This is a genomic window from Bacillus sonorensis NBRC 101234 = KCTC 13918 (assembly GCF_001592005.1).
Classification (GTDB): Bacteria; Bacillota; Bacilli; order Bacillales; family Bacillaceae; genus Bacillus; species Bacillus sonorensis.
The window spans coordinates 266,243-277,922 of sequence record NZ_BCVZ01000004.1; the positions used below are offsets into that span (position 1 = coordinate 266,243).

The window sequence follows — 11,680 nt, forward strand, 5'->3', positions numbered from 1 at the left end:
ATGAGAAAAGCATCCCAAACCGGGATGCTTTTTTTCTATTCGGTCAATTTTTCAATCTGGCCCATTACATCACTGATCTGCTGAGCGCTTTGCACCAATTCTGACTGCTGCAGCTTCTCAACTGTGAATTTTCCTTCCTCAACACTTTGCAAAACATCCTCGGCGCTTTTTTGCAGTGTTTCATTGTGCTTCTCGATTGTCTGATGAATCTGGGCTGCGGCATCGGGCGGGGTTAATTCATTAAAGCCGGCCGCAGCCTGCTGAATAGATTCAAGCTGTGTTTCCAGCTTTTTTTTTGCATCCGCATCATTTACAGCCTGTTCAGCCAGGGAAGGCGCCTCCTCCGCAAAAGTTTTCACTTTTTGGACGTAGCCGGCCGCTTCATTTGTATAGTTCAATCCGTCATTCACCTGATCAAGCATTCCGCATCCACCCGCACCCAAAAGGCCGATTCCGGCAAGAACTGTAAAAATCCTTTTCATCACGGTTTGCCTCCTTATCGTTTCTTTTTCATTTTTTCTTTCAAAATCGGAATTAATCTTTCTTTCGCCAAAGGCAGACCTTTCTTCACCAATTCACGCTTCAGCCATTTTTTTAGCTTGGACATCGTCAGTCTCCTTTCCCTTTTGATAAAAATGAAAAAACTCCACCGATTTGGTGAAGTTGATAAACAAAAAGACCTTCACCAAATCAGATTTGGCAAAGGTCTCGCTAACAATCAGATTGCCAGCAAAGCCGAGGATTTAAGACATCCCGTAATGACGACTTTACTGTGACAGCTACTCCCCTTTGGAGTATTCACTTTTATTGCTTTTATTTTAAAGCACCGCGCTTATCCAGTCAAATTTCTGCCGGCCGGCTTACGAAAGAAGCGGTCTGGACGCAAAAATTGGAAAAGAAGACGGCGAGGTTAATATTCCAGCACGCATTCCGGCTCTTTTGTCGATTTTATTTAATCAACTATGCGAACATTCACAACAGGCTTAAGCTTCAGAGCAAAAGTCCGCTTGAGAACAGTGTTTTTTCTTAGTAAGATAAAAGAAAACCGCTCCTGAAGGAGAAGACAAATGGATGAGAAACTGATTGAAAAAATGCTGGGACAGGCGCTCAGACAATACGGCCGAAATGTCGCAATCGATCCCCTCAGCCCCCATGAAAAACAAATCTTGAAGCTGGCTTTGAAAGAAAGGCGGATTGAAGAGCCGGACGAGGGGCTGCACGCTCATATTGAGGATGTCATCTATGATTATGTCACAAATCAAGGCTTGTTTTCATAATTTGCTTCATTCTTTTCCCGCAGCTTCCTGCAACAGGAAGCTTCCCCCACTCCCCTAGATTCGGAAAATTCTCTATTCACCACCATCTGTTTCAGGTATGATAATACAATAAAACATGATTGTCTGGAGAGTTTATCATGAAACAAAAATGGCAGAATATCCACCCGCTCAGCTGGACCATTATTGTCGGAACGATTTTCGGGCGGATGGGAACCACGATGAGCATTCCTTTTTTAGCAATTTATTTAACACAGGTCAAAGGGGCCTCCGCCGCTTTTGCGGGGGCTGTGATCGCGGCGAGCTCCCTGATTGGAATTGCGGCGAGCTTTTATGGAGGGTATTTATCAGACCGGTTCGGCCGGAAAAAGATCATGCTGCTCTCAATTTTTGGGTGGGTGCTTGTGTTTGCCGGTTTTGCACTCGCCGACCGAGTCTGGACCTTCTTTTTGATGAATGCCTTAAACGGATTGTGCCGCGCTCTTTTTGAGCCGACTTCAAGAGCGCTGCTTTCGGATGTATCAAAACCCGAGACGCGCCTCTTTGTCTTCAACCTCAGATATACGGCGATCAATCTCGGCGTCGTCTTCGGACCGCTATTAGGTCTGTACCTCGGCTCTTCCAAAACAACGCTGCCGTTTGTTATTGCGGCTTTTATTTATTTGATTTACGGAGCGGTGCTGGCGCTTCAATTTAGAAACCGCATCGTGCCGGTAACGGAGACGAATAGGCGCATTAGAGTGAAAGATGCCCTGCAGGTAACAAGAACAGACCGGGTGTTTTCGATCACGCTGATCGGCTCGATGATTTGTCTGTTCGGCTACTCCCACTTCACATCGACGATTGCCCAGTACATGTCGGCAAGTCCTTTTATGGAAGATGGGACAAAGCTATTCGGGATGATGCTGACATTAAATGCCGTGGTCGTGCTGGTCACCCAGTACCCGATCGTCCATATCGCCAAACGGTTTTCACCGGTTTTGTCGCTGATCGCGGGAAATGTTTTGATCAGCATAAGCCTGTTCAGTCTCTCGTTTTTCCATGATCTCTTATTGATTATCTTGATTGTTGTATTGTTTACAATTGGAGAAGTTTTGTTATTTTCCATGATGGATATATTGATCGACCACATTGCACGCCCTGAGCTCAAAGGGACTTATTTCGGGGCGATGGGCTTTACCCAGCTCGGAAGCGTCATCGGTCCATGGGCAGGCGGCATGCTGCTGGATGCTTTCGGAGCAGAAAAGCCTTTTTTCATCTTTTCCAGTCTTGCCCTCGCGACCCTTTGCGGAGTACCTTTCCTCATTGCGGCCTTTAGAGTGATGGAAGCGCAAAAAGCGAACATACATTCAGAAAACACATTGAACCATTAAAAGAGCGGAAGGGATGCGCCCCCTTCCGTTCAGATTCGGCAGAGGACTTCCGTATTAATGGTCAGCGCACGTCGGGCGCCACAAGCTCCACCTTGATACGGTCGGGATCTTCCGCATAGAGCGCATAATGTCCGCTTCCGCCCGCAAACGGATGCCTGTCTTCATAGAGGAGACGGTAGCCCCGTTCGACCAGCTGCTCTGCCATTTCGTCTACCTGTGCCCTTGATGCCGCTTGAAAGGCGAGATGGTTTAAACCGACCCGGCATCGATGATAGCCGGCTTCTAAAAAGCGCTCTTCCGCCTGGACAAGGACGAGGTAAGCGCCGCCCGCTTTCCAGCTGATGCCGCGTTCCCATTGCTGATAAACCTCATAGCCGAGTTCTCCGAGAAACCATCCCCAAAAGCGCTTCGATTTTTCTATATGTGATACATACAGTTCAATATGATGAATCATACGCAACCCCTCTCATGTCAGAGCCTATACCCGTCTGACTAAAATCTCTTCAACTTTGTGATCCTTCCCTTTTTTCAGGATTAAATCTGAACGGTATTTCGTAGGCAAAATGTTTTCATACAGATTCGGGCGGTTGACCGTCTCCCATATCGATTTCGCCATGTAATCGGCTTCAGCATCCGTCAGATCCTTGAATTTATGAAAATACGAAGTCGGATCTTGAAATGCCGTCTCCCTGAGCATCCGGAAGCGCTCAAGATACCATTTGATAATGAGGTCTTCCTCGGCATCCACATAAATCGAAAAATCAAAAAAATCGGACACGAACACGCGCGGCTTTGTCCGGTCATCTTCAATCGTAGGGGTCTGCAGCACATTCACTCCTTCAATGATGACAATATCAGCCCGCTCGACGGTTTCATAAACGCCTTCCAGCCGATCGTACGTTAAATGGGAATAGACCGGCGCTTTGACGGTTTCTTTTCCTGATTTTAAGTCGTTTAAAAACTCAAGCAGCGCCTTGACATCATAGCTTTCGGGAAAGCCTTTCCTCGACATGATGTTTTTTTCCATCAGAACGGCATTCGGATAAAGGAAGCCGTCCGTTGTAATCAGGCTGACGTTCATGTGTTCCTGCAAGCGGGACAGCACCGTCTGAATGATCCTCGCCGTCGTGCTTTTTCCGACAGCCACGCTTCCGGCAATCCCGATGATAAACGGAATTTTGGCTGCATGGGGATGATTCAAAAAACCGTTCACCTGGATATTGCGCTGATATTGGGTAGTCCTGTGCAAGTAAAGGAGCCGCGCCAGCGGAACGTAAATCGTTTCGACTTCCTCCAAGGACAAATAGTCGTTCAAACCTTCAAGCTCCTTCGCTTCCTCTTCGGTGATCCGGACTGTCATATGCCCGCCCAGATTCGCCCAGGCGTCACGGGTGTGACTCGTATATAACGTTTGTAAATTCAAATCTTGATTCGCCACATTTCTCACCTGTCCCTCTGTTCATATGCTATCTGACTAATTTTTTTGTAATCTATTCCAAACCGCCATTATATTATATAGAATTTTTTGAATGTTTACGAGAGATCAAGATTTTTGATGTTTGCACATGATTGAAACATGCGGACATGTCCCGGGCTTGCTGCCGATGTGGCGAATATCGAGGCGTTCATCGCTGAAAACGGCTTTCAATGTTCACGCTTTTCCCGAAAACATGATGAACCGGCAAATTTCCAAAGAAAAAGAGTGCGCGCCCGCACTCTTTTAAAAACAGCCGTTTATACGACATACTTGCTTTGCCTGTGGGCCGCATAGTAGGCGACGGCCGAAAACAGGGCGAAAAACAGGAGCAGAATAAACATGATCGGAATGGTGTCCACTTTCTCAGGCGTAAACAGCTTGAAACTGCCGTTGAAATTGAACACCTCATGCCCCAGATTGGACAGCAGATTTTTCAAATCAAATTTGCCGAGAACGGGAACCAGCAGGGCGTAAATAATATAAAGCAAAGCCGGCGCGATAAAACTTCTGAACAGAATACCTAAATAAAATCCGATCGTCGCAAAAACAAAGCTCACCGCAAGTAAGACAATGAATTGAATCAGAATATTCCCTTTAGAAGGGGCCGAAACCGCGAACTGATCGACCGGTACCGTTTTTGCCGCCAGCGCGTAAAAAATCAAACCGGCTAAATAGGAGACGCATAAAACGGCCGCCGAGGCTAAAAACATGACGATGTAGACCGAACATTGCTTGGCAAGCAGGACAGCCTTCCAGTCGCGCTTGGCCGCCTTCACTTTCACCGTCTTGAATCTGATATCATATGTGGATATATAAATGGCATAAAGCGTAAAAGCCAACGGAAAGGCAATGAAGCCCATCCACTCCATTGTGGTGATGACCGTTTGTTTTGGCTGTATCAGATGAACGGAAAGGATGAGCTGCTCATAATCATACCGTAAAATATTTTCCACGATCTCCCCGTCCCCATCCTTGCTCTTTAAAGCCCCTTCTGTTACTTTCACAGGCGATTCCAATGCCTTTTTGACATCGATTCCGAGTTTTTCATATTCTGCTTTCGTCTTTAAAAACTGCTGATAGCCGTTTTGCGTATTTTGATACTGAACATATATGTATCCTGAAGAAACCAATAACAGCGGGATGACTAAAATCAAGAATATTTTTGCATAGTATTGATAAGCAAGCTCTTTCTGCAACATGCTATAAATATTCTTTATAAACATCGCCTAATCCCGCTCCATTCGTCTGATAATTGTCCACATGCAAAGCCGAACCGTCTTTCAGCACAAATAATTGATCGACAATTGCAGAGTAAAATTCAAAATGGTGGCCGCAAGCCACAACAGTCATTTCATTTGCCCAGCTTTTTACGATATCCTGAAGCTCCATCATCGAACGATAATCAAGCCCGTTGGATATTTCATCCAGAAATAAGTACTCAGGTTTGTTTAAAACGGCAAGCATGAAGCTGAGCTTTTTCCTTTGACCGTATGAGTATGTCTTCACCTTTTTTTTCAGCACTTCGGAACTGAGAAACTTCTTGGATGCCTGGGCTAATTCTGCTTTTTCAACAGGTTTGTTTAATAAGATGTTGATGTTTTGATATCCTGTCAGGTTGAGATAAAATGGAGAGTCGTCGTAAATGACATGGATTTTGTGGCGGACGGCTGCAAGAGGCTCATTATCGTACAGGATTTCGCCTTGAAATGGCTCCAGGTTCAGGAGGCATTTCAGCAAAGTCGTTTTTCCGGCGCCGTTATCGCCCATCAGGAAGTTGATTTTATTTTTTTCGATCTTCATATTCAAGCCGTCGAAAACCGTCTTCTTTCTATAAGTTTTTGTTAAATTATGAATGGTAATCACTTGCAAAATCCTTTCTCATCTCAGGATATAATGTCAGTATTTTCAATTATACAACGCTGCCAGTATTTTCAAAATAGTCCATTGGCAGCGTTGTATCTGATTTGCCTATTTCAGCTTAATCGCTTCCGTATTTTCCTTTTTTATTGACCCATTTTCTGTCTGTGTAGGTGGTGCTTGTGAGCACGACATCTCCCCATGGCGTAACGGTCCCGATGCTGTGCGTTTTTTTGGCTCTCCATTTATGAAGGCCCGAAGATTTATAATACCTTTTAATCCCTTTCGCTTTGACGATGTTGGGAAAGATGAAGCCCACATCTTGTGAGCCGCTGCTGCTCGAGATTTTTTTGCCGTTGTAATACCAGTCTATATAATCTTTTGACCAGGCGAGAAAACTGCCTCTTTTGACCGTCAGCCTTTTCCCCGAATAAGCGGTAAAACCGCTTTTGATGTTCATTTGCTCGGGAAGCGATTGAACATATTCTGTTTTGGCCTCAAGAAGCGCCTTCTGTTCATCTGTCGGCCGGGCGCCTTCTGCAGCCGCGGCAAATGAGGCTGGAATGAGGAGCGCGGCCGACAAAGAAAATCCTAAAATAGCTTTTTTCATTTGGATCCCCCCGTATTGCAATATTGTTTTTATGTATGTCTAAGCTTGTATCCATAAGCCTGTGCCTATATAAACAAACGGTTTAAGGTCGCGTGCTCTTATTGTAATCAATTGAAAGATAAACTCCTAGCAGATCAGACCATTTTATCATTGACTATTGGAAATTATAACCTCCTTTTCTTTTTTGATATTATAACATATTTTCCCTTATTATCAATTTAACTTTCTTATTTTTCCATTACCATTTTTTTCAAAAATATCATTTAAACAAGTATATTCCAAAAAATCTGACGCTTTATAATGGGGATGATTTACAAGTAATGATAAGAGAAAGTGTGGAAAACCGAAAGTGAAGACCCGTACCTTTCCGATGAACCGGCCGACACCCTGGGCAAAAGACGATGACTATCTGCTGGGGATAGGGAGAGAAGAAGGAACTCTGGAAAGCGCTGATTTGATTGAAGAGTGGGAGCTGCCGCGCGGCCTTAATTCTCCTCCATAGGGACGGGCATACATGATCGCTCTTGACTACAGAGATGTGGAAGAAAATCCGCCTGTCTATTTCTTCGATCAGGAGGGTGAAGAGGATTTCAGATTGGCCGCTTCATGTGATGCGCTTATCGCTAAGCTCTATATAGAGGAAAGCTAAATCGGCGTGGCGCCCGCCCGCAAAAGAAAAGGCTGCCTGAGCAACTGGGGCAGCCCTGATACTTAAAAGTTTTTCGATTTGTCGTCTGATTTATGCTTGGAAGGAAGGATCCGCTGTTCTCCCTTTTCATAAAAAGCGAGCAATTTATTGATAAATGACAGTTTCGGCGCCGTCCAGAATACGAACAGAGCTGTCAACATTCCCAGCAGAGCTCCGGCCGCAACGTCAAAAGGATAGTGAACGCCTGCCCAAATGCGGGAAATCCCGACAGCAAGCGCGAGCACAAGCCACAGCCATCCCGTTTTTTTATGAAACAGGAAGATTAGAAAACCGATTGAAAAAAACAGGATCGTATGGTCGCTCGGAAACGAATTGTCAATTTCATGTTCAATCAGTTTGTTGACATGGGGAAGCTCGGCAAAAGGCTGGTAGTTGGAATAAAGAGAGCCGGCGATTTTTCCGAGAACTCTGGCAATCACGAAAGATATCACAGCATAAATGACCATCAATCTGTTTTTGGTGGTTCTCGTAAACCAATATACTAAAAGCCCCAGCGCCAGAACATATATCATATATTCGGCCAAAAAGTGAACAACCGGGTTGAACATCGTATACTCTTTTCCTAAATCATTGATCGCACGAAAAATATCAATATTTAACTCCGAAAAAGACATTTTACATTCTCCTTTTTTAAACTTTTATAGAAAAAACATCCATCGAAATTGCACAAAAGGGCCTGGCGGCATTCGGTTTATATGTAAATCCGAAGACATCACGGCCGGGTTTGAAGAGAAATTTGCAAATCATTGCAAATTCCTCAGGCACCCTGTCAATGAATATCGATCTTCTTAAAGTAAGTGATGGTCGCGATTAACCCAAGAACAGTTGCAGCGAAAACACTGATGAAAGAATATTCCGGCGGATACTCGGGAAAGAACGTTCCGGAAGCGATCACCCATACCGCCGACCATGGGAACAAAGCGCTGTATTCCGTCCCGTAAACCATAACGCTCACCATTGAAATAATGATCGTGAATATAATAGTGGGAACGTAGTTCTTAAACAGAAGCGTGACAAAAATAATAGGAGTGACAAGCAAAAAGAGAAGAACTCCCCCTATTAAAAATTGTGTAAACCCTTCTGCTAAAACCTTTGAGCTCAAGCCTTCAAACTGTCCGACCAAGCCGAATAAAAAGGTCAGCACCCAAGCGATCAAAGTCAGCATGACGATCCATATAAACAGCAGAACCAGTTTGCTGACAATCAGGCTGATTCTTGAGACGGGAATCGTTAATAAATTTTTCAGCGTGCTTTCCGCATATTCCCGATTGAATAAATACGAGGTAATCACGCCGTATAAAGGGACCCCGATCAGCAGCACAATATAAAGGTTTGTGTCGGAAAAGGTCTCGCTGAACCGAATGGGAACATCAGGGTACTTGGCTTTCTTGGCCAAAGACGATATGAAACAGATGAAAGGGGCTGCCGCCGCTCCCAAGATGCTGACGAGAAACATCTGTGAACGTTTAAGCTTCAGCATTTCCGTGTATAGCAGATTAACCAATCGTCCCGCCCCCTATCAATTTCACGAAATAGTCCTCAAGACTGTCTTCGCTCATCGTAATTTTCAATACATCGATACCGTTTTCCACAAACATTTTGTTGAGTTTTCCCTGCTGGCCCAGATGGGAATATACCCGGATGATGCCGTCCTGGTAAACTTCGTAGTCATGAATATCAAAATGCTGTTCCATCAGAACGGCCGCTTTATTTTGATCTGATAGCTGAAACTCAAGATATTTGCGGTTTCTTTCCCTAAGATGGCTGAACGGGATTTCTTCAAGCAGCTTTCCCTCATGAATGATTCCAACATGATCGACGAGCTGCTCGATTTCCGACAAAATGTGGCTCGATATAAAGATGGTAATGTTTCTTTCCTTGGCAAGGGAATGGATGAGATTTCTCATCTCCTTGATGCCGATAGGGTCCAAGCCGTTTGTCGGTTCGTCCAATATCAACAGCTCCGGATAGTGGAGCAGGGCTCTTGCAATCCCCAACCTTTGTTTCATTCCCAGGGAATACTTGCCGACGAGCTTTTTCGTTTCATGTTGCAGACCGACGATTTCCAGCACTTCATCAATTGCATTTTTTTTGTGAATGCCTATGATTTTCGCGTTGATCAAGAGATTTTCCATCGCCGTCAGATTTGCATAAAACCCCGGGACTTCGACAATGGAGCCGATTCTCCTTAAAATCTCTTTTTTATTCTTGAAAAAGTTTTCTCCAAATATCTCAATTTGCCCATGGGTAGGTTTGATCAATCCCAGCAGCATCCTGATCGTCGTTGTTTTGCCGGCGCCGTTGCGCCCCAAGAAGCCGTATATATCTCCTTGTTTGACATGAATATTAAGGTGGTCTACAGATTTTTGCGTCCCGTACATTTTCGTGAGGTTCGTCGTTTTAATAATTGTGCTCAACTGGTTCACTCGCTTTCACCTAACCTTATAGCTACATCTTAAACAGAAGGATTTAAATCCTTCTTAACGATTTCTTAATTATTTCTTAAATGAATGAAGATGTTTTTGTTTAGGAAGCGAAAAACCAAACGTCGTTTTTTCCCAAGGAATGCTTTCCGCCCAAATGCTTCCGTGATTTTTTTCGACGAGGGATTTGGCAATGGCAAGGCCTAAGCCGCTGCCTTCATCAAGTTTTCTTGACCGGTCTCTTCGATACATTCTTTCAAACACATGTTCAATATCGCTTTCCGGAATACCCGGTCCCTGATCCCAAATCAGAAGCTGATATTCGCGCTCAGTCTCTGTCAGCTCGATTCCCAGCACCTTTCCTTTTTTCCCGTAATGAACACCGTTTCTGACGAGATTCTCGATCACTCGAACCAGGCTCAACCGGTCCGCCATGATCAAACATTGTTGATCGGGAATCTGAGCGTGCAATTCAATATGGTGTTTTTTGAGCTCAGGCAAAAAGGCAATCAGCGTCTCCCTGACAAGCTCGGCAAAATCAAAAGACTCGATATTGAGCGGAATTTCATTCGCATCAAGCTTTGCCATGTTAAAGATTTCATCGATCAATTGCTTCAAGCCGCTGGACTTTTTCGAAAGAATGTGGAGGTATTCCTGTTTTTCTTGTTCTGAAGAAGCGACCCCGTCTTTTAAAGCATCAATATAGCCGATGATCGATGTAAGCGGCGTCCGGATATCATGGGAGATGTTGGATAACAGCCTTTTTCTCGCCGCTTCTGATTGTGCGGCGTTGATTTGGACTTTTTCGAGCTGTTCAATCAATTCATTAATCGAAAAAATGATGTCATTGAACAACCGGTCATCTTTGGCAAGCAGCCGTCTTCGTAAATTCCCGCCCGCCACGCGTTTCAGCTCGGTATCAATCAGCTGCAGATCGCTGATAAAACGAAGCCTTGTGATAAACAACACAGCTGTTATTCCAAACAGCACTATATACAATATGATACTGAACGTCCCTAAAGATCCGGCATTGACATGGATGAATAAAAGCCCGGCAATCGCTGCAAGCTGCAGGATGAGAAGCAGCGTTTTTTTATCATTCAGCATCTTTCTCACCTGCAAACTTATAGCCGATTCCCCATACGGTCTGAATCAATTGCGGATTCGACGGATCGGCCTCGATTTTTTTTCTGAGCTTTCTGATGTGAACCATCACGGTATTATCATCTTCTATGTATTGATCGCCCCACACGTTCCGAAACAGCTGCGTCTTCGTAAACACCTGCCCCGGGTGGGAGACGAAGAATTTCAGCAGTTCAAATTCCTTCGCCGTCAGTGCGACTTCCCGCCCCCCTGCCGTGACCGTATATGTTTTCAGATCAATGGTTAATCCTTTGAATGTAATCAGCGCTCGTTCATTCTTGCCGGCTTCGCTCCCCAGTATTAAGAAACGCCTCAGCAGGGCTTTGATTCGCGCGAGCACTTCATTTATGCTGAAAGGCTTTGTAATATAATCATCAGCTCCCATTGTCAGACCTAAAACCTTGTCGCCTTCAAGGTCCTTTGCGGTCAGCATCAGTATCGGAACGTTCGTATGATTCCTTATTCTTCTGCATACCTCCATCCCATCGATCCTGGGCATCATTAAATCCAATATAATCAGGTGATAATGATTTTTTTCAAATAATCGAAGGGCGTCCTCTCCATCTACTGCCACATCCACCTCATACCGCTCTCTTTCTAAATATGTTTTCAGCAAATCTCTGATTTCTTTTTCATCATCAGCTATGAGCACTCGAATGGCTTCCATCGTTTCACCCGCTTTAATGTTTTGATTTCTCACAAGTCCTATCTGGAATTTGCTTGTTTTTTGAAATGCTTCCTCTCTTTTCTTTGATTTTCATTATAGCAGAGAGTTGATTTCTTCGTGAAAGCAACTATACCAAAAAGGCATCCG

Annotated in this window: 15 protein-coding genes; 4 read left to right on the forward strand and 11 right to left on the reverse strand. The window is 44.5% G+C overall.

The window, feature by feature from the left end:
• Positions 1-35 precede the first annotated feature (35 nt).
• Positions 36-482 carry a DUF6376 family protein gene (locus BTR1S_RS08335; RefSeq protein ID WP_029418305.1) on the reverse strand — a complete coding sequence of 149 codons (447 nt, stop codon included), beginning with the start codon at positions 480-482 and terminating at the stop codon, positions 36-38.
• 585 nt (positions 483-1,067) lie between these two features.
• Between BTR1S_RS08335 and BTR1S_RS08340 the strand changes: the two genes are divergently transcribed.
• Entirely contained in the window at positions 1,068-1,277 is a 210-nt protein-coding gene (locus tag BTR1S_RS08340; protein ID WP_006636531.1) for a YqzH family protein, read from the forward strand.
• 137 nt (positions 1,278-1,414) lie between these two features.
• Positions 1,415-2,647 carry an MDR family MFS transporter gene (locus BTR1S_RS08345; RefSeq protein WP_006636532.1) on the forward strand — a complete coding sequence of 411 codons (1,233 nt, stop codon included), beginning with the start codon at positions 1,415-1,417 and terminating at the stop codon, positions 2,645-2,647.
• Between the two features lie 61 nt (positions 2,648-2,708).
• Here BTR1S_RS08345 and BTR1S_RS08350 read toward each other — a convergent pair whose 3' ends face one another.
• From BTR1S_RS08350 to BTR1S_RS08370, 5 genes are all read right to left on the reverse strand, one after another.
• Positions 2,709-3,101, reverse strand: a complete 393-nt coding sequence (locus tag BTR1S_RS08350) for a VOC family protein (protein ID WP_006636533.1) — start codon at positions 3,099-3,101, stop codon at positions 2,709-2,711.
• Positions 3,102-3,125: 24 nt separating this feature from the next.
• Positions 3,126-4,085: a type I pantothenate kinase gene (coaA, locus tag BTR1S_RS08355; RefSeq protein ID WP_006636534.1), complete on the reverse strand. Its 960-nt coding sequence runs from the start codon at positions 4,083-4,085 to the stop codon at positions 3,126-3,128.
• Between the two features lie 296 nt (positions 4,086-4,381).
• The gene (locus BTR1S_RS08360; RefSeq protein ID WP_006636535.1) at positions 4,382-5,347 is read right to left on the reverse strand and encodes an ABC transporter permease; all 966 of its coding nucleotides are present in this window, start codon (positions 5,345-5,347) and stop codon (positions 4,382-4,384) included.
• The gene (locus tag BTR1S_RS08365) at positions 5,325-5,987 is read right to left on the reverse strand and encodes an ATP-binding cassette domain-containing protein (RefSeq protein WP_029418303.1); all 663 of its coding nucleotides are present in this window, start codon (positions 5,985-5,987) and stop codon (positions 5,325-5,327) included. Before BTR1S_RS08365 ends, BTR1S_RS08360 begins: the two co-directional genes overlap by 23 nt.
• 115 nt (positions 5,988-6,102) lie before the next feature.
• Complete coding sequence (locus tag BTR1S_RS08370; protein WP_006636537.1) at positions 6,103-6,591, reverse strand: hypothetical protein; 489 nt, start codon at positions 6,589-6,591, stop codon at positions 6,103-6,105.
• Between the two features lie 349 nt (positions 6,592-6,940).
• On the opposite strand from BTR1S_RS08370, the gene BTR1S_RS22470 reads away from it, so the two are divergent.
• Both BTR1S_RS22470 and BTR1S_RS23190 read left to right on the forward strand, forming a co-directional pair.
• On the forward strand, positions 6,941-7,093 hold the full coding sequence (locus BTR1S_RS22470; RefSeq protein ID WP_155910078.1) for a hypothetical protein: 153 nt from the start codon (positions 6,941-6,943) through the stop codon (positions 7,091-7,093).
• Positions 7,094-7,105: 12 nt separating this feature from the next.
• Positions 7,106-7,240: a hypothetical protein gene (locus tag BTR1S_RS23190; RefSeq protein ID WP_255130980.1), complete on the forward strand. Its 135-nt coding sequence runs from the start codon at positions 7,106-7,108 to the stop codon at positions 7,238-7,240.
• A 62-nt stretch (positions 7,241-7,302) separates the two neighbouring features.
• Here the strand turns inward: BTR1S_RS23190 and BTR1S_RS08375 are convergent, their stop codons facing one another.
• From BTR1S_RS08375 to BTR1S_RS08395, 5 genes are all read right to left on the reverse strand, one after another.
• Entirely contained in the window at positions 7,303-7,914 is a 612-nt protein-coding gene (locus BTR1S_RS08375) for an undecaprenyl-diphosphatase (RefSeq protein WP_006636538.1), read from the reverse strand.
• A 155-nt stretch (positions 7,915-8,069) separates the two neighbouring features.
• Positions 8,070-8,804, reverse strand: a complete 735-nt coding sequence (locus BTR1S_RS08380; RefSeq protein WP_006636539.1) for an ABC transporter permease — start codon at positions 8,802-8,804, stop codon at positions 8,070-8,072.
• A complete protein-coding gene (bcrA, locus tag BTR1S_RS08385) occupies positions 8,797-9,717 on the reverse strand; it encodes a bacitracin resistance ABC transporter ATP-binding subunit BcrA (RefSeq protein ID WP_081605345.1) in 921 nt (306 codons plus the stop codon). Before bcrA ends, BTR1S_RS08380 begins: the two co-directional genes overlap by 8 nt.
• A 78-nt stretch (positions 9,718-9,795) precedes the next feature.
• A complete protein-coding gene (locus tag BTR1S_RS08390) occupies positions 9,796-10,830 on the reverse strand; it encodes a sensor histidine kinase (RefSeq protein WP_006636541.1) in 1,035 nt (344 codons plus the stop codon).
• Positions 10,820-11,533 (reverse strand): response regulator transcription factor, encoded by a 714-nt coding sequence (locus tag BTR1S_RS08395; protein ID WP_006636542.1) that lies wholly within the window; start codon positions 11,531-11,533, stop codon positions 10,820-10,822. The genes BTR1S_RS08390 and BTR1S_RS08395 overlap by 11 nt, the downstream gene beginning before the upstream one ends.
• Positions 11,534-11,680 lie beyond the last annotated feature (147 nt).